The following is a 21,896-nucleotide window of genomic DNA, read 5'->3' as shown; positions in this document are numbered from 1 at the left end:
GTGCCCCGCCGCGCGATGCGGGCGGGGCACAGTAAGTACCGGGCGGGCTCAGCCGCTGACGGAGACCTCCGGCTCACCGGACGCGATGCCGTCCCGCTCCATCTGCTCGGCGATCTTCATCGCCTCCTCGATCAGGGTCTCCACGATCTTCGACTCGGGCACCGTCTTGATGACCTCGCCCTTCACGAAGATCTGACCCTTGCCATTACCGGACGCCACACCGAGATCCGCCTCACGGGCCTCACCCGGACCGTTCACGACACAGCCCATCACCGCGACCCGCAACGGCACCTCCATGCCGGTCAGACCCGCCGTGACCTCCTCGGCCAGCTTGTAGACGTCGACCTGGGCGCGTCCGCACGAGGGGCACGACACGATCTCCAGGCCGCGCTGGCGGAGGTTGAGGGACTCCAGGATCTGGTTGCCGACCTTGACCTCTTCGACGGGCGGCGCGGACAGCGAGACGCGGATGGTGTCGCCGATGCCCTCGCTGAGCAGCGCACCGAAGGCGACCGCCGACTTGATCGTGCCCTGGAAGGCCGGGCCCGCCTCAGTGACGCCCAGGTGCAACGGGTAGTCGCACTGCGCGGCCAACTGCCGGTAGGCGTTGACCATGACCACCGGGTCGTTGTGCTTCACCGAGATCTTGATGTCCCGGAAACCGTGCTCCTCGAACAGCGACGCCTCCCACAGCGCCGACTCCACCAGAGCCTCCGGCGTCGCCTTGCCGTACTTCTTCAGCAGCCGCTGGTCCAGCGATCCCGCGTTCACCCCGATACGAATCGGCGTACGCGCGTCATTCGCCGCCTTCGCGATCTCCTTGACCTTGTCGTCGAACTGCTTGATGTTCCCGGGATTCACCCGCACCGCCGCACAGCCCGCGTCGATCGCCGCGAACACGTACTTCGGCTGGAAATGAATATCCGCGATCACCGGAATCTGCGACTTCCGCGCAATCACCGCCAAAGCATCCGCATCATCCTGAGTCGGACACGCGACCCGCACGATCTGACACCCCGACGCCGTCAGCTCCGCGATCTGCTGAAGCGTCGCCCCGATGTCCGACGTACGCGTCGTCGTCATCGACTGCACCGACACAGGGGCGTCCCCGCCCACCGCCACGGAGCCGACCTGGATCTGCCGGCTGTGCCGGCGCTCGGCGAGCTTGGTCGGAACGGACGGCATGCCGAGAGAAATCGCAGTCATCTGCTGTGCAACCCCAAGGTATGGATCAAGGTCCCGTCGTCGGCGGGCTCCAACCCCCGAGATTACGGCACCGGCGGGAAACGGCCGACATCACGTCCCCGAACCCCCCGCAATGGTGGACGGCCGGACAGGTATTCTGTCCGGCCGCCATGAATGAACCGTGATCAGGAGATTCTGACCGGGTTAACGACGTCGGCGATCAGCACCAGGATCGTGAAGCAGATGAAGATTCCGGCGACCACATAGGCGACGGGCATGAGCTTCGCGACATCGAACGGGCCCGGGTCGGGCCGCTTGAACACGCGGGCCGTGTGCCGCCGCACCGACTCCCAGAGGGCTCCCGCGATGTGCCCGCCGTCGAGCGGGAGCAGCGGCAGCATGTTGAACAGGAACAGCGAGAGGTTGAAGCCCGCGACGAGGAACAGCATCATCGCGATCTGGTTCTCCGGCGGGATGTCCAGCGTGAACACCTCGCCGCCGACCCGGGCGGCGCCCACGACACCCATCGGCGAGTCCGCCTCGCGGGGGCCGTCACCGAAGGCCGCGTCCCACAGGGCGGGGATCTTCGAGGGCAGGGCGATGAGGGATTCGACGCCGTTCTGCATCATGTCGCCCATGCGGTTCACGGAGTCGCCGAAGCCCTGCTGGACGATGCCGGACGCGGGCGTGAAGCCGAGGAATCCGGCGTCCACGTACTTGCCCTCGACATAGCCGCCCTGGCCGTCGGTCTTACTGACCTGGTTCTTGATGAGCGTCGCGTGCAGGTCCTGGCGCTTGCCGTCGCGCTCGACCGTGATGGTGGCCGGGCCGATGGTGTCGCGGATACGGGACTGGAGCGTGGACCAGTCGTCGACGGGCTGCCCGTTGAACGCGACGATCTTGTCGCCGCCCTGGAGCCCGGCCTGCTTCGCCGGGGCGACCTCGTCGCTCTTCTCACAGGTCGTACGGTTCTCGCTCTGCTGGATGACGCAGTCCGAGACCTTGCTCACCGTGGTGGTCTGGGTCTGCACACCGAACGTCATCATCACGCCGAGGAAGATCGCGACGGCCAGGATCAGGTTCATGAACGGCCCGGCGAACATGACGATGACCCTCTTCCACGGCTTGCGCGTGTAGAAGAGGCGGCTCTCGTCGCCCGGTTCCAGCTCCTCGAACGCCGCCGACCTGGCGTCCTCGACCATGCCGCGCCACGGCGAGGTGGAGCGGGCCTCGATCCGGCCGTCGGCCCCCGGCGGGAACATCCCGATCATGCGGATGTATCCGCCGAGCGGGATGGCCTTCACGCCGTACTCCGTGTCGCCCTTCTTGCGCGACCAGATCGTCGGGCCGAAGCCGACCATGTACTGCGGAACGCGGATGCCGAAGAGCTTCGCCGTCGACAGATGCCCCAGCTCGTGCCAGGCGATCGAGATCAGCAGCCCGACCGCGAAGACGACTATGCCGAGGATCATCATCAGGGTCGTCATGCACGAGCCTCCGCCGTGTTGTCCGTCGCGTGCGCCGTCAGTTCACGGGCCCGAGCGCGCGCCCAGGTCTCCGCTTCGAGGACGTCCGCGACGGTGAGCGAGGTTCCCGTACGCGGTGTGCCGTGTTCGGCGACGACCTCGGTGACGGTCTCCATGATGCCGTTGAACGGCAGGGCGCCGTTCAGGAACGCGTCCACGCACTCCTCGTTTGCGGCATTGAACACCGCCGGAGCGGTTCCCGCGAGCTGCCCCACGTGCCGGGCGAGCCCGACCGACGGGAACGCGTCGGTGTCGAGGGGGAAGAACTCCCAGCTCGACGCCTTCGTCCAGTCGAAGGCGGGGGCCGCGTCGGGCACCCGCTCGGGCCAGCCGATGCCGATGGCGATGGGCCCGCTCATGTCGGGCGGGGTGGCCTGGGCGAGCGTGGAGCCGTCGGTGAACTCCACCATCGAGTGGACGTACGACTGCGGGTGCACGACCACCTCGATCCGGTCGAACGGGATGTCGTAGAGGAGGTGCGCCTCGATGACTTCCAGACCCTTGTTGACGAGGGTCGCGGAGTTGATCGTGATGACCGGTCCCATAGCCCAGGTCGGATGGGCGAGCGCCGCGTCGGGCGTGACGTCGGCCAGCTCCGCCTTGGTCCGGCCGCGGAACGGCCCGCCGGACGCGGTGACGATCAGCTTCCTTACGTCGGCGCGGGTGCCGGCGGCCAGGGCCTGGAAGAGGGCCGCGTGCTCGGAGTCGACGGGGATGATCTGCCCCGGCTTGGCCAGCGCCTTGACGAGGGGCCCGCCGACGATCAGCGACTCCTTGTTGGCGAGCGCGAGGGTACGGCCGGCCTCCAGGGCCGCGAGGGTGGGGGCGAGCCCGATGGACCCGGTGATGCCGTTGAGGACGGTGTGCGCGTCCGACGCGGCGAGCTGGGTGGCCGCGTCGGGCCCCGCGAGGATCTCCGGCAGCGGCTCCCCGGCCCCGTACGCCGCGCGCAGTGCCTCGCGCAGCGCCGGTACGGCGTCCTCGCGGGCGACGCCGACCGTGCGGACCCGCAGCCGGTGCGCCTGCTCGGCGAGGAGCCCGACGCGTCCGCCGGCGGCGGAGAGAGAGGTGACGCGGAAGCGGTCGGGGTTACGGAGCACGAGGTCGATGGCCTGGGTGCCGATCGACCCGGTGGACCCGAGGATGACGATGTCCCGGCGCCCGTCCACGGGGTCGAAGACGAGATGCGGGTCGGCGAGTGGGGCAGGACTGTCGGTCATCCCCCCATTGTGTCCGCACCACACCCCCGCCCGGACAGGGCGCCCCCGACACATTCGGGTCGGGGGTCGCCGCCGACGCGGGACGGGGGGCCGGACGGCGTCAGTGGACGGACCGGTGGACGTTCTCCTTGCCGGTCGGGCCGGGGGTGGCGTCGGCGATCCAGGGGCCGTCTCCGCTGGGGTCGACCACGCCCTCTTCGAGCCAGGTGTAGGCGCCGGTCATGACGCCCTTGACGACCCTGCGGTCCAGGTCGTCGGTGTTGGTCCACAGGCGGGCGAAGAGTTCGTCGGCGCGGACGCGGGCCTGGCGGCAGAACGCGTCGGCGAGCTGGTACGCCTCGCGGCCGTGGTCGCCGGAGGTGCGGAGCAGTTCGGCGCGTACGCAGGCGGCGCTCATCGCGAAGAGTTCGGCGCCGATGTCGACGATCCGGCCGAGGAAGCCCTGCTTGGTCTCCATACGGCCCTGCCAGCGGGACATGGCGTAGAAGGTGGAGCGGGCGAGTTTGCGGGACGCGCGCTCGACGTACCGCAGATGTGTGGACAGGTCGGTGTGTCCCGCGGGGTGGAACTCGGCGTAGGAGCGCGGGAGCTGGCCGGGGCCCGCGACCAGTTTCGGCAGCCAGCGGGCGTAGAAGCCGCCGGCCTTGGCGCCCGCCCTGGCCTTGTCCTGGAGGGACTTGTCCGGGTCGATGAGGTCGCCGGCGACCGACAGATGCGCGTCGACGGCCTCGCGGGCGATCAGCAGGTGCATGATCTCCGTGGAGCCCTCGAAGATGCGGTTGATCCGCAGATCGCGCAGGAGCTGTTCGGCGGGGACCGCCCGCTCGCCGCGCGCCGCCAGCGACGCGGCCGTCTCGAAGCCGCGTCCGCCCCGGATCTGGACAAGTTCGTCGGCCATCAGACAGCCCATCTCGGAGCCGTAGAGCTTGGCGAGCGCGGCTTCGATCCGGATGTCGTTGCGGTGCTCGTCGGCCATCTGCGAGGACAGGTCGACCACTGCTTCCAGGGCGAAGGTCGTGGCCGCGATGAAGGAGATCTTGGCGCCGACGGCCTCGTGGTACGCGACCGGCTTGCCCCACTGCTCGCGCGCGCCCGACCATTCGCGGGCGATCTTCAGCGACCATTTCCCGGCGCCGACGCACATCGCGGGCAGCGAGAGCCGGCCGGTGTTGAGGGTGGTGAGCGCGATCTTCAGGCCCGCGCCCTCGGGGCCGATACGGTTGGCCGCGGGCACCCGGACCTGGTGGAACCGTGTGACCCCGTTCTCCAGGCCGCGCAGCCCCATGAAGGCGTTGCGGTTCTCGACCGTGATGCCCTCGGACTCCGCCTCCACGACGAACGCCGTGATGCCGCCCTTGTGCCCTTCGGACTTCGGCACCCGCGCCATGACGACGAGCAGATCGGCCACGACCCCGTTGGTCGTCCACAGCTTCACACCGTCGATGACGTAGTCGTCGCCGTCGGGTACGGCGCTGGTGGCGAGCCGCGCCGGGTCGGAGCCCACGTCGGGCTCGGTGAGCAGGAACGCGGAGATGTCCGTACGGGCGCAGCGCGGCAGGAAGGTCTCCCGCTGCTCCTGGGTGCCGAACTGCTTCAGCGGCTGCGGTACGCCGATGGACTGGTGTGCGGAGAGCAGTGCGCCGATCGCCGGGCTGACCGAGCCGACGAGGGCGAGCGCCTTGTTGTAGTACACCTGGGTGAGACCGAGGCCGCCGTACTCGCGGTCGATCTTCATGCCGAGCGCGCCCAGTTCCTTGAGGCCCTTGATGGTCTCGTCGGGGATCTGCGCCTCGCGTTCGATCCGCGCGGCGTCGATCTTCGTCTCGCAGAATTCGCGGAGCGTCGCGAGGAACTTCTCGCCGCGCCGCACGTCCTCGGCGGCGGGGAGCGGATGCGGGTGGATCAGATCGAGGCGGAACCGTCCGAGGAACAGCTCCTTCGCGAAGCTCGGCCGGCGCCAGTCCTGCTCGCGCGCGGCCTCGGCCACCTGGCGGGCTTCCCGCTCGGTGACGGTCGGTCGGGGGGTGGGGGTGTTGGTCTGAGCGGTCATGAGGGGGCTCACCTCGCCGCGAGTCGGTCGGACACGGCCGATGCGTTACCGACCGGTTCTACTCCTCCGTATGTACCCCAATCCCCCGCACCCGGCCAGCCCTCGCGCGGCGTTCGGCTCAACGCTCCGCTGGTCGACCGGTACGAAAGCCTCGGGCCGTCTGTGGGCGGTTGCGCAGTTCCCCGCGCCCCTAAAAGATCGCGCAGTTCCCCGCGCCCCTTGAAAAGTGCGCAGTTCCCCGCGCCCCTTAAAAGATTGCGCAGTTCCCCGCGCCCCTCACAAAGTGCGCCCCCGTTCCCCGCGTAGGTACCGCCACAGGCCCAGTACCAGCAAGCCTCCCAGGCACCAGCTAGCCAGCACGTCCAGGGGCCAGTGGTAGCCCCGCCGTACCAGGCCCAGGCCTACGGCGAGGTTGATGACGTAGTAGGCAGCCGTCAGTTCTCGGCGGGCGTGGGGGCTGAGCAGGGGGAGGAGGAGCAGGGTTGCCGCGCCGTAGGCCACGGTTGCCGTCGCGGTGTGGCCCGAGGGGTAGAAACCGGTGCCGGGTCCCATCACGGGCGGGCCCGGCCGGGCGATCAGTTCCTTCAGTGGGATCACGAGGAGCGGTACGGCGGCCATCGGGACCAGCGCGGCCACAGACGGGCCCCACCAGCGCGGCTCGCCCGCACCTCGCGCCCGCCATGCCACGTACCCCGCGACCAGGACGAGGACCGGTACGGCCACGGCGACACTGCCGAGGTCGGCGAGGAGTTCGGCGATGCCTTGCGGGAGCCGGCCGGCGAGGGCGGCGCGGCTCCAGCGCTCGTCCGCGCGGGCCAGCGGGCCGCCGGCCGCCACCTGCCAGGTGATGACCGCGAAGAGTGTGCCGAGAAGGACGGCGAGAAGGGCGGCCGGGTACGCCGACGGCCGCCCCGGAACAGGGGGGGTCGTTCCGAAGCGGCCGTTCTGATCGGTTTGCCGCACGCCCCGGGGGGTTTGGGGCGGGCGGCCATCCGATCGGTGAGGAAATCCGGAGCCTGAAGCTCCGGGTGTGTGCGCGAAGGCACGACCCGAACGCGACTGGGGAGGCCACGTCCAGGTGTCGCCCACAGTCTCCTGTGAGCGGGGTGTTTCTCTCATCTGCGCCAAACCTACGGGAGGGAATGGGGGACCAACAGCCGGAAGGGTGCCCCGCCATCGCCCTCGCACACGTTCTTCACAGCGTCTGACTCTTCACAGGTCGACAACAGCGCTCAGAGCTGCGAGAACGCGCCTTCGAGGATGTCCAGACCCTCGTTCAGAAGGTCCTCGCCGATCACCAGCGGCGGCAGGAAACGGAGCACATTGCCGTAGGTGCCACAGGTAAGGACCAGCAGGCCCTCCGTCTGGCACGCCTTGGCGAGCGCCGCCGCGGCCTGGGCGTTGGGCTCCTTGGTCGCGCGGTCCTTCACCAGCTCGATCGCGATCATCGCGCCCCGGCCGCGGACCTCGCCGACGATGTCGAACTTCTCCTGGATCGCCGCGAGGCGGGCCTTCATGACCTCGCCGATCCGCAGCGCCCGCGCGTTGAGGTCCAGCTCCTTCATCGTCTCGATGGCGCCGAGCGCACCCGCGCAGGCCACCGGGTTGCCGCCGTAGGTGCCGCCGAGGCCGCCCGCGTGCGCGGCGTCCATGATCTCCGCGCGGCCGGTCACCGCCGCCAGCGGCAGACCGCCCGCGATGCCCTTGGCCGTGGTGATCAGGTCCGGCACGATGCCCTCGTCCTCGCACGCGAACCACTGGCCCGTACGGCAGAAACCGGACTGGATCTCGTCCGCGACGAACACGATGCCGTGGTCGGCGGCGAACTGGCGGATCGCGGGCAGGAAGCCCTTCGCCGGCTCGATGAAACCGCCCTCGCCGAGCACCGGCTCGATGATGATCGCGGCGACGTTGTCCGCGCCGATCTGCTTGCTGATCATGTCGATGGCCTGCGCGGACGCCTCGGCACCCGCGTTCTCGGGGCCGGTCAGCCAGCGGTAGGCGTAGGCCACGGGCACCCGGTAGACCTCGGGCGCGAACGGGCCGAAGCCGTTCTTGTACGGCATGTTCTTCGCCGTCAGCGCCATCGTCAGGTTGGTCCGACCGTGGTAGCCGTGGTCGAAGACGACGACGGCCTGCCGCTTGGTGTAGGCGCGGGCGATCTTCACGGCGTTCTCGACGGCCTCGGCGCCCGAGTTGAACAGCGCCGACTTCTTGGCGTGGTCGCCCGGGGTCAGCTCGGCGAGCGCCTCGGCGACGGCCACGTACCCCTCGTACGGCGTGACCATGAAACAGGTGTGGGTGAAGTCGGCGAGCTGCGCGGACGCGCGGCGTACGACGGCTTCGGCGGAGGCGCCGACGCTGGTCACGGCGATACCGGAGCCGAAGTCGATCAGCCGGTTCCCGTCGACGTCCTCGATGATGCCGCCGCCCGCGCGGGCGGCGAAGACGGGGAGCACGGAGCCGACACCCGCCGCGACCGCGGCGGCGCGTCGGGCCTGCAGCTCCTGCGACTTGGGGCCGGGGATGGCGGTGACGACGCGGCGCTCCTGCGGAAGTGCGGTCATGTCGGGCTCCTGGGGGGTGGTGCGGACGCGGGTTGGACTGATTTCACAGCTTTCTTCCGCAGGCTAGAGCGGGGCCGGAGGACTGGGCATGCTCCATGAGGGAGTTGTTCACGCGGAAGGTTGTCCGTCATGGACATAGTCCCTCGCGGTCGCGGGCCGGGCCCGGCGGCGGCACATTCCCGCAGGCGGGGCGCGTAACCGGGCGCGTAGCCGGTGAAGTCCCCCGCGTGGGCACTAGATTGACCGCAGTTCGACCGCGCTACACGGAGACCGGCAGGTCAGGGGGCAAGGGCCATGGACACCGACGGCACGCAGGACGCTCGCGGTACGCACGCCACACCGGTGCCGCGTCCGGCGGGACCGCCGAACGGGTCGGGCGCCGAACCGCCCCCGCCCAGGCCGGTCCGGCCGCCGCGCCCCACGGGCGCCCCGGGCGGCAGTGCGGGTACCGCCACCCCGCCCCTCCCCCACGGCGGCGACTTCCTCGCCTGGCTGCGCGCCCCCCGCCCCGAGGCGGCCCCCGGCGTCTGGCGGCTGCGGCACACCCCGCGGCCCGAACAGGAGCCCGAGGTCACCCCGGCCCGCCAGCTCGTCACCGGCGCCGTGATCGCGTTCCTGGTGGGCTGGCTCGTCTGGTCCCTGCTGTGGAACGGCTACCTCGGCGGCTGGTGGCTGCTCCCCCTCTACGCGGCGATCCCCGACTCCTGGGCCGAGCCGCACACCCTCGGCGCCGTGATCGTCGTCTACGCGTACTACGGCGCCGTCGCCTTCGGCCTCATGATCGCCGTCGGCCGGCTCGGCCGCTGGGGGGAGCTGTGGCGCCGCTTCGGCCCGCCCGCGTGGCGCCGCGCCGCACCGGCCGCCCCGGTCCGCCCCCCGGCGCCCGGCGAGGACCCCGCCGAGTGGCCGGAGCTGCGGGCGGCCGGTGCCGTGGCCGCAGCGGACCGGCTCGCCGCCGATGCCCGTACCGGACTGATGCGGGATGTCGACCTGGCCCGGATCGCCCGTGCCTGGCAGGGCGTGCGCAACGGGCGGCACAGCATGGCCGACTTCGCGCGGGCCGTCACCGACGAGGGCGCCGCCGCCTGCCTGCACCCGTCCGGCGCCCGTGACCTGCCGGGCCGCTCGGCCCGGCACGACCTGCTGACCGCCCAGGTCCGGATCGGCACCACCGCCGACGACAGCCGCAACCCCTACCACTACCGGGGCGCCGGGCTCGGCATCGGGCCCGATCTGCTCGGCACCGGGCTGCTCGCCGTCGGTCCTGCCGGATCGGGCAAGACCGGCAGTGTGGTCTGGCCGCTCACCGAGTCGCTGTGCCTCCAGGCGCTCGCCGGGCGCGCCGCCGTCATCGTGGTCGGCGCGGCGGGCGCGGGGCTCGGCGCGGCCGAGGGCTATGACGTCGTCGTCCGGATCGGACACCCCGACTCCGTCTACGACCTCGATCTGTACGGCGGCACCACCGACCCCGACGAGGCGGCGGCGGTCCTCGCCGAAGCCCTTGTCGGCGACCTCGCCGAGCCGCACCCCGGCGGCGACAGCAGGCGCTCCACGACGATCCTCGCCCAGCTCATCGGCCCGTTCCGCGCGGTGCACGGCCGCTTCCCCTCCGTCCCCGAACTGCGCGGCCTGCTCGACGGCGCGCCGGGACCGCTCGACGCGCTCCGCAAGGCGCTCACCGAGAGCGGGCAGGACGCCATGCTCCGCGAACTCGACGCCCGCGCACGGCAGTCGGGCCACCCCGGCGATGTCGGCGGGGTCCTCGCGGACCGGGTCGCGCTGCTCGACCGGCCCGCGTTCGCCGGGTTCTTCGACACGGCGGGCCAGGGGCGGCCCTTCTCGCTGCGGGCGCTCGACCACCCCGTACGCGTCCGTATCGACCTGCCGCAGCGCGGCCACGCCGACGCGTCCCGCATCCTCGCCCGGCTGGTCCTCGCCCAGTTCACCGCGAGCGTCGCGGTCCGCGAGGACCGCTCCCTGTTCGCGTGTCTCGTCATCGACGACGCGACCGGCGTCATCACCCCCGACGCGGTACGCGGCATCCAGCGGCTGCGGTCCTCGCACGCCGGGGCCGTCCTGACCCTGCGCACCCTCGACGACGTGCCCCGGCCGCTGCGCGGGCCGCTGCTCGGCGCGATCGGCTGCCGGATGGCGCTGTCCGGGCTCACGCCGTGGGACGGGCAGGACTTCGCGGAGGTGTGGGGCAAGGAGTGGACGGAGGCGCGGGACGTCACCGACCGGCAGATCATCGCGGAGACCCCGCTCGGCAAGACCGTGCACGCGCTGCGTCGGGTGATCACCGGTCGCGCGGTGACCGCCCGCGCGGTGACCGTACGGCAGGTGGAGCGGGAGCGGTGGTCGGCGTCGGAGCTGGCCCACGCGGTGCCGCCGGGGCACGCCGTGCTGTCGCTGACGACGGTCCGGGGCGAGCACGCGCCGCCGCTCCTTGTCGATCTGCGGAGGTGAGTCCGTCCCTACCACCTGCCCCCTCAGCGCGTCAGCCTGAGGAGAGCGGTTTCACGCGGAGGAGCGGTGCCGCCGGCATCGTACGGTGAGGCAGAATCGGTAAAGCCGTTCATACGCGGCGGCCAAGAGATCACCCCCGTATCACCAAGATCACGCCAAAGCACCTCCTCCGCGACCTGAAGGTCCCATGCCCCCCACGCTCGCCTCGCTCGTCCAGCACTCCGCGCTCAAGCTCACCGTGCGCGCGGGCGAGGACCGTCTGGACACCCCCGTCCGCTGGGCCCACGTCAGCGAGCTGGCCGACCCCGTGCCGTACATGGAGGGCGGGGAACTGCTCCTCGTCACCGCGCTCAAGCTCGACGCGGAGGACCCCGAGGCGATGCGCCGCTATGTGAAGCGGCTCTCCAAGGCGGGGGTCGTGGGGCTCGGCTTCGCCGTCGGCGTGCACTACGACGACATCCCCGACGCCCTGCTCACCGCCGCCCGCGAGGCCGACCTGCCGCTGCTCGCGGTACCCCGGCGCACCCCCTTCCTCGCCATCAGCAAGGCCGTGTCCGAAGCCATCGCGCGGGAGCAGTACCGGTCCGTCACGGCCGGTTTCGCCGCCCAGCGCGAGCTGACCAAGCAGGCGCTGAGCGACGGTCCCGACGGTCTGATCGCCGCGCTCGCCGTGCAGGTCGACGGCTGGGCGGCGCTGTACGACGCGTCCGGGGCCCTCGTCTCCACGGCGCCCGACTGGGCGTCCCGCAGGGCCACCCGGCTGACCGCCGACGTGGAGCGGTTGCGGGAGCGGCCTGCGCCCGCGAGCGCCGTCGTGGCCGGCAGCGACGACCGCGTCGAGCTGCACTCGCTCGGCACCGGGCGGCGGCCCCGCGCCGCGCTCGCCGTGGGCACCGCCTCCACGCTGGGCACCGCCGAGCGGTACGCCGTGCACTCCGCCATCGCGCTGCTCACCCTCACCACCGAGCGGTCCCGCTCGCTGCACGCCGCCGAGCAGCGCATCGGCGGCGCCGTCCTGCGGATGCTGCTCGCCGGGGAGCCGGATCACGCGCGGGCCGTCGCGGGCGGGCTGTACGGGGATCTGCTGGACGCGCCGTTCCGGCTGATCATCGCCGAGTCGCCGTCGGCTTCCCTCACGGGGACCGCGGCCGACGGCGGCGCGGCGTCGGCGAAGGCCGGCTCCGGCGACAGTCCGCTCGACGCCCTCACCGACGCCGTCGAGTCCGCGGCGGCTCGGGCCGGTGAGGCGGTGCTGGTCGTCCCGGAGGGCGAGCGGCTGCTGCTCCTCGCGGTCGACGGCGGGGCGGCGGTCGAGGCGTGCACGCGGTACGCGGAGTCCGTCGAGGCGACCCGGGCCGGTGCGGGCGGCGCTGCTGACGAGGCGGCCGGGGCTTCGGTGCCGGAGGGCGACGACCTGGTCGTCGGGCTGTCGGCGCCGGCCGGACCGATCGCCGCCGCGACCGCGTACAAGCAGGCCGAACAGGCGCTCTCCGTCGCCCGCCGGCGCGGCCGGGCGCTGGTCGAGCACGAGGAGCTGGCGGCCGGTTCGGTGCTGCCGCTGCTCGCCGACGACGCGGTACGGGCCTTCGCGGACGGTCTGCTGCGCGCGCTGTACGAGCACGACGCGAAGGGCCGGGGCGATCTGGTGGACTCGCTGCGGGCGTGGCTGTCGCGGCACGGGCAGTGGGACGCGGCGGCGGCGGACCTCGGCGTCCACCGGCACACGCTGCGGTACCGCATGCGACGGGTCGAGGAGATCCTGGGCCGCTCCCTGGACGATCCGGACGTCCGGATGGAGCTGTGGCTGGCCCTGAAGACGACGATGGCGAGCGGTACGTGAGCGCTCCGCTGGAGGCCGGTGTGTCGACTGCGGGTCCGTCGTGGCTGGTCGCGCAGTTCCCCGCGCCCCTTCAAGGCGGACCCCGCAACGCGCGACACCAGACACTCCGCCGGAACCCCCGTGCATCACCTCCGGGTCCGTCGTGGCTGGTCGCGCAGTTCCCCGCGCCCCTTCAGGGCGGACCACGCAACGCGCGACACCACACGCCCCGCCGAAACCCCAGCACATCACCCGCGCGTCCGCCGTGGCTGGTCGCGCAGTTCCCCGCGCCCCTTCAGGGCGCCTCCGACGCCGGAACCCCAGCACATCACCCGCGCGTCCATCGTGGCTGGTCGCGCAGTTCCCCGCGCCCCTTCAGGGGGGACCCCGCAACGCACGACACCGGACGCCCCGCCAAAACCCCAGCACATCACCCGCGGGTCCGCCGTGGCTGGTCGCGCAGTTCCCCGCGCCCCTTCAGGGCGCCCCGCTACGCACGGCACACCGACAATCCGGCCAGCGTCACCGGCGTACCACTCCGTGGCGGACAAACCACCGACCGCCCCTCCGCGCCTACGGTGAGAGTGACCACGACACACCTCACGCGGAAGGGCCGGGACTCGACAATGACTTCCACCCATGCCTTCTGGCTCGCCGGGCGCCAGGCCACCGGCGAGACCGTCTTCGACGTCACCTCGCCCTGGGACGGGCGGCTGGTCGGGCAGGTCAGCGAGCCGACCGAGGCCCAGGTCGAGGAGGCGGTCGCCGCCGCGTACGCCGTGCGGGACTCCTTCGCCGCGACGCCCGCCCATGTCCGCGCCGCCGCCCTCGACCATGTGTCGAAGCGGCTCGTGGAGCGCACCGAGGAGATCGCCCAGTTGATCTCCGCCGAGAACGGCAAGCCCGTGAAGTGGGCGCGGGGTGAGGTCGGCCGCGCGGTCTCCGTGTTCCGGTTCGCCGCCGAGGAGGCGCGTCGATTCAACGGTGGCGAGGCGCAGCGCCTGGACACCGACGCGGGCGGTCAGGGCCGTCTCGCCCTCACGCGCCGCTTCCCCAAGGGCGTCGTCCTGGGCATCGCGCCCTTCAACTTCCCGCTCAACCTGTGCGCCCACAAGATCGCCCCGGCCATCGCCGCCGGTGTGCCGATCATCCTGAAGCCGGCGCCCGCGACCCCGCTGTCCGGGCTGATCATCGGCGACCTGCTCGCCGAGACCGAGCTGCCCGAGGGCTCCTGGTCGATCCTGCCGGTCGGCAACGACCGCATGCCCGCCCTGGTCCAGGACGAGCGCCTGCCGGTGATCTCCTTCACCGGGTCCGAGACGGTCGGCTACGCGATCATGGATTCGGTGCCGCGCAAGCACTGCACCCTGGAGCTGGGCGGCAACGGCGCGGCCGTCGTCCTCGGCGACTACGCCAGTGACGCGGATCTGGACTGGGCGGCGACCCGTATCGCCACCTTCTCCAACTACCAGGGCGGCCAGTCCTGCATCTCGGTGCAGCGCGTGATCGCGGACGCCTCGGTGTACGACCGTCTCGTGCCCCGTATCGTCGCGGCGGTCGAGGCCCAGGTCACCGGGGACCCCGCCGACTCGGCGACCGACGTCGGTCCGCTGGTCAGCGAGGCCGCCGCGCAGCGCGTCGAGTCCTGGGTGGACGAGGCGGCGGCAGCGGGCGCCACGGTGCTCACCGGTGGCAAGCGCGACGGCGCCTCCTACGCGCCGACCGTCCTCGCCGACGTACCCGGCGATGCCACGGTCGCCCGCGAAGAGGTCTTCGGACCCGTTCTCCTGGTGACGAAGGTGCACGGCGAGGCGGAGGCGTTCGCCGCCGTCAACGAGTCCAAGTACGGCCTCCAGGCGGGCGTGTTCACGCACAACGTGCAGACCGCGTTCCGGGCCCACCGCGCGCTGGAGGTGGGCGGAGTCATCGTCGGCGACGTCCCGTCGTACCGCGCCGATCAGATGCCGTACGGCGGCGCCAAGCAGTCCGGTGTGGGCCGCGAGGGCGTCCGCTTCGCGATGGACGACTACACGTACGAGCGCGTCCTCGTCCTCACGGGCCTCGCCCTCTGACACACCGAGAGCCGCAGACGGCCCCTCCGAGACCCTGGTGCGCCCGGGGCCGCGGAGGGGCCGCTGTGCTCAGCCGAAGTACGCGTCGAAGTTCTTCGAGAACTCCCAGGCGCTGAAGCGGTCCCAGTTGATCGACCATGTCATCAGGCCGCGCAGCGCGGGCCAGGTGCCGTGGGTCGTGTAGGAGCCGCAGTTCGTCTTCTTGGTGAGGCAGTCGAGGGCCTTGTTGACCTCGCCGGGCGCCACATAGCCGTTGCCCGCGTTGACGGAGGCGGGCATGCCGATCGCGACCTGGTCGGGCCGCAGCGGCGGGAACACGTTGGCCGCGTTGCCCGCGACGGGGAAGCCGGTCAGGAGCATGTCGGTCATGGCGATGTGGAAGTCGGCGCCGCCCATCGAGTGGTACTGGTTGTCCAGACCCATGATGGGACCGGAGTTGTAGTCCTGGACGTGCAGCAGGGTCAGGTCGTCGCGCAGGGCGTGGATGACCGGGAGGTAGGCGCCCGCGCGCGGGTCCTGGCCGCCCCAGGGGCCGGTGCCGTAGTACTGGTAGCCGAGCTGCACGAAGAAGGTCTCGGGGGCCATGGTCAGGACGAACTTGGCGCCGTACTTGGCCTTGAGGGTCTTCACGGCCTGGATGAGGTTGACGATCACCGGGGTCGTGGGGTTCTTGAAGTCGGTGTCGTTGGCGTTGAGGGACAGCGAGTGACCCTCGAAGTCGATGTCGAGGCCGTCGAGTCCGTACTCGTCGATGATCTTCGAGACGGAGCTGACGAAGGTGTCACGGGCGGCCGTGGAGGCGAGCTGGACCTGACCGTTCTGGCCGCCGATGGAGATCAGGACCTTCTTGCCGGCGGCCTGCTTGGCCTTGATGGCGGCCTTGAACTCGGCGTCGCTCTCGACGTTCGGGCACTCGGTCTGCGGGCAGCGGTTGAAGCGGATGTCGCCCGAGGTGACCGAGGTGGGTTCGCCGAAGGCGAGGTCGATGACGTCCCAGCTGTCGGGGACGTCGGCGAGCCGGGTGTAGCCGGAGCCGTTGGCGAAGCTGGCGTGCAGATAGCCGACGAGGGCGTGCGCCGGGAGGTCGCCCGAGCCGCCTCCGCCGCCGGTGCCCGTCGTCGCCGTGACGGCCGTGGACTTCGCGGACTCTCCCGCGTCGTTCACGGCCGCGACCTGGAAGCTGTACGCGGTGGCCGCCGTCAGACCGCTGACGGTGGCCGAGGTGCCGGTGACCGTCTGGACCTTGGTGCCGTCGCGGTAGACCGCGTAACTCGTGGCGCCGGTGGTGGCGGACCAGGACAGGGCCACGCTGGACGAGGTGACCGTGCCGGTCCTCAGACCGGTGGGGACGGCCGGCGGCTGTCCGGCGTCGACGCCGGGTCCGACGAGGGAGATGTCGTCGGCGTAGTAGGCGGGGGTTCCGTACCAGCCGTGGGTGTAGAGGGTGACCTTGGTGGTGGTGGTTCCGGTGCGGAAGGTGGTGGAGAGCTTCTGCCAGTCGGCGGCCGACGCGGTCCAGGTGGAGACGTCGGTGGTACCGGTGCCGGAGGCGCCGAGGTAGACGTAGCTCCCGCGTACGTAACCGCTGATCGTGTACTGGGAGTCGGGTTTGACGGTGACGGTCTGGGAGCACTGCGCGTTGTCGCTGCCGGCGGGGGTCGCGCGGAGCGCCGAAGTGCCGCTGCGCACGGGCGAGTTGACGACGGCTCCGCTGCCCGCGGTGCAGGTCCAGCCGTCGAGGCCGGACTCGAATCCGCCGTTGCGGGCGAGGTCGGCATCGGCCGCACGGGCGGCCGACGACGTCACGGTGATGCCGGGCACGGCGACCAGCGCGGTCGTGGCGAGCACGGCGAGAAGTCTCGGACGGACGAAGCCGCGTACGGGGGGACGTACGCGTGGTCTGGTGCGATCCACAACGGCCTCCGGGCATGGGGGATTTGGAGTGGGCGGAGCGCGCTCAATTTGGTCCAGACCAATTCGGTTGTCAAGACCTCTGACAGCAATCCGTCACGTTCACCCCCCTGCCGCCGCCTCGTGCATCGCCAGCTCCAGGACCGCCGGATCGGTGAGGGTTCCGCTGCCGTCCGGCGGGATCAGCCAGCGCACGCCACTGTTGGCCGCGCGGCCGGGGTACGGGACGACAATCCAGGTCCCGGTCCCGGCCGTGCGGATCCCGGTACCGACCCAGCGGGCCGCGGTGCCCGACGGCACGAAGAAACCCATCCGGGAGTCGCCGAAGTCGGCGAGCACGGGGCCCGGACGGTCGATGACGCGGGTGAGGACGTCGAGGGTGGGGTACCCCAGCTCCCCCGGCAGGATGAGGACGTCCCAGAGCCTGCCGGCCGGGAGCAGCGCGACCCCGAGGGGGTTGCGCTCCCACTCCCAGCGGCAGGCGTCGGGCTCCGGTGCCACGGACACCAGCCACTCCACGGCCGCTTTGACGGTCGGACCGGTCATGTCGATCTCCCTTGTGTCTGTGATCGCGGTGTGCGGATCACCAGGGAGAGGGGGCGGGGGCCGCAGCATTACGCGGGTTTCCGTACTTACCGGTAGTGAACTGGGTCACACCGGCTGACCAGTACGGACACCCACGCGCATGCGCTAGCTGTCGAAACCGAGCCCCAGCCGGTCCATCGTCCTGAGCCAGAGGTTGCGGCGGCCGTCCTGCTCGTCGGCGCGGGCGAGCGACCACTTGGTGAGGGAGATCCCCGTCCAGGCGAACGGCTCGGGCGGGAAGGGCAGCGGCTTCTTGCGGACCATCTCCAGGTCCGTGCGCTCGGTGCGCTCGCCGGAGAGCAGGTCCAGCATCACGTCCGCGCCGAACCGGGTCGCGCCGACACCGAGGCCGGTGTAGCCCGCCGCATAGGCGACGCGTCCGCCGTGCGCGGTGCCGAAGAACGCCGAGAAACGTGTGCAGGTGTCGATGGCGCCGCCCCACGCGTGGCTGAAGCGGACGCCTTCGAGCTGCGGGAAGTACCGGAAGAAGTGCCCGGCGAGCTTCGCGTACGTCTCGGGCCTGTGGTCGTGCTCGGCGCGCACCTGGCCGCCGAAGGGGTAGATCGCGTCGTAGCCGCCCCACAGGATGCGGTTGTCCGCCGAGAGCCGGAAGTAGTGGAACTGGTTGGCGCTGTCGCCCAGGCCCTGCCGGTTGCGCCAGCCGATCGAGGCGAGCTGGTCGGCGGTGAGCGGCTCCGTCATCAGCGCGTAGTCGTAGACCGGCACGGTGTACGGGCGTACGCGCTTGACGAGCGACGGGAACACATTGGTGCCCAGGGCGACCTGGCGCGCGAAGATCCGGCCGTAGGGCGTGCGGACGCCCATGCCGGCGCCGCGCTGCGTGAGGGAGAGCGCGGGCGTGTGCTCGTACACCCGGACACCGAGGGAGAGGCAGGCGCGCTTCAGGCCCCAGGCGAGCTTTGCCGGGTGGAGCATGGCGACGCCGTCGCGGTCCCAGAGGCCCGCGAGGAACGCCGGCGAGTCGACCTCGGCGCGGACCGCGTCCGTGTCGAGGAGTTCGGTGCCCGACGCGAGGCCCCGGCGGCGCATCTCGCCGTGCCAGGCACGCAACTCCTCGGCCTGGTACGGCTCGGTCGCGACGTCGATCTCGCCGGTGCGTTCGAAGTCGCAGTCGATGGAGTAGCGGGCGACCGCGTCCTCGATCGCGTCGAGGTTGCGGGCGCCCAGCTTCTCCAGGGTGCCGATCTCGTCCGGCCAGCGGCTGAGGCCGTTGTCGAGGCCGTGCGTGAGGGACGCGGCGCAGAACCCTCCGTTGCGGCCCGACGCGGCCCAGCCCACCTCCTGGCCCTCGACCAGGACCACCTCGCGGGCCGGGTCGCGCTCCTTGGCGATCAGCGCGGTCCACAGCCCGCTGTAGCCACCGCCGACGACGAGCAGATCGCACTGCTCGGTGCCGGTGAGGGCGGGCTCGGCGCGCGGACGGCCGGGGTCGTCCAGCCAGAAGGAGACGGGCTGCGCGTCGGACAGGGCCGCGGTCCAGCGGGTCATGGCGCTCGGGGCCATGATTTTCAACTCCCTACAGGGTTATGCCTTGTGCGGGTTGATCGTTGTGCGGGTTATGCCTTTTGCTTGCCACGGCGGTTGCTGATGACCATTCCGGCCAGGACGAACAGTACGGCGATGATGAACATGGCCGTGCCGATGACATTGATCTGAACGGGCGTTCCGCGCTGCGCCGAGCCCCAGACGAACATGGGGAACGTGACGGTCGAGCCCGCGTTGAAATTGGTGATGATGAAGTCGTCGAAGGACAGCGCGAAGGCGAGCAGCGCACCCGCCGCGATACCGGGCGCGGCGATCGGCAGGGTGACCCGGACAAAGGTCTGGAAAGGGCCCGCGTAGAGGTCCTGGGCGGCCTGTTCGAGGCGCGGGTCCATCGACATGACCCGGGCCTTGACCGCGGTGACGACAAAACTCAGGCAGAACATGATGTGCGCGATCAGAATGGTCCAGAAACCCAGCTGGGCGCCCATGTTGAGGAACAGCGTGAGCAGCGAGGCGGCCATGACGACCTCGGGCATCGCCATCGGCAGGAAGATCAGCGAATTGATGGCGCCCCGCGCCCGGAAACGGTATCTGACCAGGGCGAACGCGATCATCGTGCCGAGAATGGTCGCGCCGAGCGTGGCCCAGGCGGCGATCTGGAGGCTCAGGGACAGCGAGCCGCACATGTCGGCGACCCCGCACGGGTCCTTCCAGGCGTCCGTGGAGAAGTTCTGCCATTCGTAGTTGAAGCGCCCCTTCGGTTTGTTGAAGGAGAACACCGTGACGATGACGTTCGGCAGAAGCAGATAGCCGAGGGTCACCAGACCGGCGATGACGACGAGATTCCGCCGGAACCAGCGTACGAGAGCCATCAGACCAGATCCTCCGTCCCGGATTTACGGATGTAGAGCGTGACCATGACGAGGATCGCGGCCATGAGGATGAACGAGAGCGCGGCGGCCGTCGGATAGTCGAGAATCCGCAGGAATTGCGTCTGGATCACATTGCCGACCATGCGGGTGTCGGTGGAGCCGAGCAGATCCGCGTTGACGTAGTCACCGGTCGCCGGGATGAAGGTGAGCAGGGTGCCGGAGACCACACCGGGCATCGAAAGGGGGAACGTCACCTTGCGGAAGGTGGTGGCCGGCTTCGCGTACAGGTCACCGGCCGCCTCGTGCAGCCGTCCGTCGATCCGTTCGAGCGAGGTGTACAGCGGCAGGATCATGAACGGCAGGAAGTTGTACGTGAGACCGCAGACCACGGCGAGCGGTGTGGCGAGCACCCGGTCCCCCGCCGTCATCCCGAGCCAGCTCGTGACGTCCAGGACGTGCAGGGTGTTGAGGGCGCCGACGACCGGGCCGCCGTCCGCGAGGATCGTCTTCCAGGCGAGCGTACGGATCAGGAAGCTGGTGAAGAACGGCGCGATCACGAGGATCAGCACCACATTGCGCCAGCGTCCGGCGCGGAAGGCGATCAGATACGCGAGCGGATAGCCCAGGATCAGACAGAGGATCGTCGCGGAACCGGCGTACAGGACCGAGCGCAGGAACTGCGGCCAGTACTCGGACAGGGCGTCCCAGTAGGTCGCGAAGTGCCACGTGACCTTGAAGCCGTCCTCCAGGGAGCCCGTCTGCACGGACGTGGACGCCTGGTAGACCATCGGCAGCGCGAAGAACACGAACAGCCACAGGATGCCGGGCAGCAGCAGCCAGTACGGAACGAGCCTGCCGCGTCTGCGGGGCTTACGGACCTTCTCGGTCTGCTCGGGCTGCTGGGGCTCGGCCGGCGGGGCCTCGGTGACGGCGGTCATGCCGCCTCCTCGACCGACTCGACACCGGCGTCGATGTCCTGCGTCGCGTCGAGCCCGAAGGTGTGGAGCGGGTTCCAGTGCAGGACGACCTCGGCGCCGGGCACCAGGCGGGGGTCGCGCTCGATGTTCTGCGCGTAGACCTCGAAGTCGGGGCAGACCGGGCTGTTGACGACGTACTGCGTGGAGACGCCGATGAAACTGCTGTCGGCGATCTTCCCGGTGATGCGGTTGCGGCCGTCGGGGACCGTGTCCGCGTCGTCGATGTGCGTGAGCGAGATCTTCTCGGGGCGGATGCCGACGAGGACCTTGCCGCCGCTGGTAGCGGGCGCCGAACATCGCGCGGCGGGCAGCACCAGCTTGCCGTCGCCGGCCCTGAGGACGAGGTCGTCGCCGGAGGTGGAGTCCACGCGGGCCTCGATGAGATTCGAGGTGCCGAGGAAGTTCGCGACGAACGTCGTCCTCGGGTTCTCGTAGAGGTCGGCGGGCGCCCCGAGCTGTTCGACACGGCCCGCGTTCATCACGGCGACCGTGTCGGCCATCGTCATGGCCTCCTCCTGGTCGTGCGTGACATGGATGAAGGTGATGCCGACCTCGGTCTGGATGCGCTTGAGTTCCAGCTGCATCTGACGGCGCAGCTTCAGATCGAGCGCGCCCAGCGGCTCGTCCAGGAGAAGCACCTTGGGGTGGTTGATCAGGGCGCGGGCCACGGCGACGCGCTGCTGCTGGCCGCCGGAGAGCTGGTGCGGCTTGCGGCGCGCGAAGTCACCGAGCTGCACCAGGTCGAGCATGTCCCCGACCTGCTTCTTCACGGACTTGATACCGCGGCGGCGCAGCCCGAAGGCGACGTTCTCGAAGATGTCGAGGTGCGGGAAGAGCGCGTACGACTGGAAGACCGTGTTCACGGGCCGCTTGTAGGGCGGCAGCGCGGTCACGTCCTGGTCGCCGAGCGCGACCGTGCCCGATGTGGGCTCTTCGAGGCCCGCGATCATCCGCAGCGTGGTCGTCTTGCCGCAGCCGGACGCGCCGAGCAGGGCGAAGAAGGAGCCCTGCGGGACGGTCAGGTCCAGCGGGTGGACGGCGGTGAAGGAGCCGTACGTCTTGCCGATCCCGGTGAGGCGGACGTCGCCACCGTGGTCTGTCGTCATGATGGATCCCGGAGTTGAGGGACGGTGAAGGACT

General features: G+C 70.7%; 15 protein-coding genes. 3 read left to right on the top strand and 12 right to left on the bottom strand.

Features of this window, described 5'->3' with window-relative positions; translation table 11 throughout:
* Positions 1-48: 48 nt before the first annotated feature.
* The 6 genes from ispG to gabT all read right to left on the bottom strand — a co-directional run bounded on the left by ispG (position 49) and on the right by gabT (position 8,548).
* Positions 49-1,206 (bottom strand): flavodoxin-dependent (E)-4-hydroxy-3-methylbut-2-enyl-diphosphate synthase, encoded by a 1,158-nt coding sequence (ispG, locus tag ACIQNU_RS26415; RefSeq protein WP_401371027.1) that lies wholly within the window; start codon positions 1,204-1,206, stop codon positions 49-51.
* 164 nt (positions 1,207-1,370) lie between these two features.
* Entirely contained in the window at positions 1,371-2,672 is a 1,302-nt protein-coding gene (locus tag ACIQNU_RS26410) for a M50 family metallopeptidase (RefSeq protein ID WP_401371025.1), read from the bottom strand.
* Positions 2,669-3,931: a 1-deoxy-D-xylulose-5-phosphate reductoisomerase gene (gene dxr, locus ACIQNU_RS26405; RefSeq protein ID WP_401371024.1), complete on the bottom strand. Its 1,263-nt coding sequence runs from the start codon at positions 3,929-3,931 to the stop codon at positions 2,669-2,671. The genes ACIQNU_RS26410 and dxr overlap by 4 nt, the downstream gene beginning before the upstream one ends.
* A 100-nt stretch (positions 3,932-4,031) precedes the next feature.
* Positions 4,032-5,981, bottom strand: a complete 1,950-nt coding sequence (locus tag ACIQNU_RS26400) for an acyl-CoA dehydrogenase family protein (RefSeq protein WP_401371021.1) — start codon at positions 5,979-5,981, stop codon at positions 4,032-4,034.
* Between the two features lie 276 nt (positions 5,982-6,257).
* Positions 6,258-6,944 (bottom strand): phosphatase PAP2 family protein, encoded by a 687-nt coding sequence (locus ACIQNU_RS26395; protein ID WP_401371018.1) that lies wholly within the window; start codon positions 6,942-6,944, stop codon positions 6,258-6,260.
* A gap of 269 nt (positions 6,945-7,213) precedes the next feature.
* Positions 7,214-8,548: a 4-aminobutyrate--2-oxoglutarate transaminase gene (gene gabT / locus ACIQNU_RS26390; RefSeq protein ID WP_401371015.1), complete on the bottom strand. Its 1,335-nt coding sequence runs from the start codon at positions 8,546-8,548 to the stop codon at positions 7,214-7,216.
* 294 nt (positions 8,549-8,842) lie between these two features.
* Between gabT and ACIQNU_RS26385 the strand changes: the two genes are divergently transcribed.
* The 3 genes from ACIQNU_RS26385 to ACIQNU_RS26375 all read left to right on the top strand — a co-directional run bounded on the left by ACIQNU_RS26385 (position 8,843) and on the right by ACIQNU_RS26375 (position 14,905).
* Complete coding sequence (locus tag ACIQNU_RS26385; RefSeq protein WP_401371014.1) at positions 8,843-11,014, top strand: ATP-binding protein; 2,172 nt, start codon at positions 8,843-8,845, stop codon at positions 11,012-11,014.
* A gap of 187 nt (positions 11,015-11,201) precedes the next feature.
* Positions 11,202-12,854 (top strand): PucR family transcriptional regulator, encoded by a 1,653-nt coding sequence (locus ACIQNU_RS26380; RefSeq protein WP_401371011.1) that lies wholly within the window; start codon positions 11,202-11,204, stop codon positions 12,852-12,854.
* Between the two features lie 605 nt (positions 12,855-13,459).
* Positions 13,460-14,905: an aldehyde dehydrogenase family protein gene (locus ACIQNU_RS26375; protein ID WP_401371009.1), complete on the top strand. Its 1,446-nt coding sequence runs from the start codon at positions 13,460-13,462 to the stop codon at positions 14,903-14,905.
* A 69-nt stretch (positions 14,906-14,974) separates the two neighbouring features.
* Here the strand turns inward: ACIQNU_RS26375 and ACIQNU_RS26370 are convergent, their stop codons facing one another.
* From ACIQNU_RS26370 to ACIQNU_RS26345, 6 genes are all read right to left on the bottom strand, one after another.
* Positions 14,975-16,819: a chitinase gene (locus ACIQNU_RS26370; protein ID WP_401371007.1), complete on the bottom strand. Its 1,845-nt coding sequence runs from the start codon at positions 16,817-16,819 to the stop codon at positions 14,975-14,977.
* Between the two features lie 99 nt (positions 16,820-16,918).
* Entirely contained in the window at positions 16,919-17,362 is a 444-nt protein-coding gene (locus ACIQNU_RS26365; RefSeq protein WP_401371004.1) for a hypothetical protein, read from the bottom strand.
* Positions 17,363-17,506: 144 nt separating this feature from the next.
* The gene (locus tag ACIQNU_RS26360) at positions 17,507-18,925 is read right to left on the bottom strand and encodes an NAD(P)/FAD-dependent oxidoreductase (protein ID WP_401371002.1); all 1,419 of its coding nucleotides are present in this window, start codon (positions 18,923-18,925) and stop codon (positions 17,507-17,509) included.
* Between the two features lie 53 nt (positions 18,926-18,978).
* Complete coding sequence (locus ACIQNU_RS26355) at positions 18,979-19,779, bottom strand: ABC transporter permease (RefSeq protein ID WP_401371000.1); 801 nt, start codon at positions 19,777-19,779, stop codon at positions 18,979-18,981.
* On the bottom strand, positions 19,779-20,717 hold the full coding sequence (locus ACIQNU_RS26350; protein ID WP_401370997.1) for an ABC transporter permease: 939 nt from the start codon (positions 20,715-20,717) through the stop codon (positions 19,779-19,781). The genes ACIQNU_RS26355 and ACIQNU_RS26350 overlap by 1 nt, the downstream gene beginning before the upstream one ends.
* On the bottom strand, positions 20,714-21,862 hold the full coding sequence (locus ACIQNU_RS26345) for an ABC transporter ATP-binding protein (protein WP_401370995.1): 1,149 nt from the start codon (positions 21,860-21,862) through the stop codon (positions 20,714-20,716). Before ACIQNU_RS26345 ends, ACIQNU_RS26350 begins: the two co-directional genes overlap by 4 nt.
* Positions 21,863-21,896: the final 34 nt, after the last annotated feature.

It is taken from the genome of Streptomyces sp. NPDC091292 (assembly GCF_044757265.1).
Lineage (GTDB): Bacteria > Actinomycetota > Actinomycetes > Streptomycetales > Streptomycetaceae > Streptomyces.
This window is presented reverse-complemented; position numbering and strand designations above follow the sequence as displayed.

Bases quoted from the DNA above. Each gene is read 5' to 3' on its own strand.
- ACIQNU_RS26410 (WP_401371025.1), bottom strand. From the start codon at position 2,672: ATGACGACCCTGATGATGATCCTCGGCATAGTCGTCTTCGCGGTCGGG.
- ACIQNU_RS26385 (WP_401371014.1), top strand. From the start codon at position 8,843: ATGGACACCGACGGCACGCAGGACGCTCGCGGTACGCACGCCACACCG.
- ACIQNU_RS26355 (WP_401371000.1), bottom strand. From the start codon at position 19,779: ATGGCTCTCGTACGCTGGTTCCGGCGGAATCTCGTCGTCATCGCCGGT.
- ACIQNU_RS26365 (WP_401371004.1), bottom strand. From the start codon at position 17,362: ATGACCGGTCCGACCGTCAAAGCGGCCGTGGAGTGGCTGGTGTCCGTG.
- dxr (WP_401371024.1), bottom strand. From the start codon at position 3,931: ATGACCGACAGTCCTGCCCCACTCGCCGACCCGCATCTCGTCTTCGAC.
- ispG (WP_401371027.1), bottom strand. From the start codon at position 1,206: ATGACTGCGATTTCTCTCGGCATGCCGTCCGTTCCGACCAAGCTCGCC.
- ACIQNU_RS26400 (WP_401371021.1), bottom strand. From the start codon at position 5,981: ATGACCGCTCAGACCAACACCCCCACCCCCCGACCGACCGTCACCGAG.
- ACIQNU_RS26345 (WP_401370995.1), bottom strand. From the start codon at position 21,862: ATGACGACAGACCACGGTGGCGACGTCCGCCTCACCGGGATCGGCAAG.
- ACIQNU_RS26380 (WP_401371011.1), top strand. From the start codon at position 11,202: ATGCCCCCCACGCTCGCCTCGCTCGTCCAGCACTCCGCGCTCAAGCTC.
- ACIQNU_RS26375 (WP_401371009.1), top strand. From the start codon at position 13,460: ATGACTTCCACCCATGCCTTCTGGCTCGCCGGGCGCCAGGCCACCGGC.
- ACIQNU_RS26360 (WP_401371002.1), bottom strand. From the start codon at position 18,925: ATGGCCCCGAGCGCCATGACCCGCTGGACCGCGGCCCTGTCCGACGCG.
- ACIQNU_RS26350 (WP_401370997.1), bottom strand. From the start codon at position 20,717: ATGACCGCCGTCACCGAGGCCCCGCCGGCCGAGCCCCAGCAGCCCGAG.
- gabT (WP_401371015.1), bottom strand. From the start codon at position 8,548: ATGACCGCACTTCCGCAGGAGCGCCGCGTCGTCACCGCCATCCCCGGC.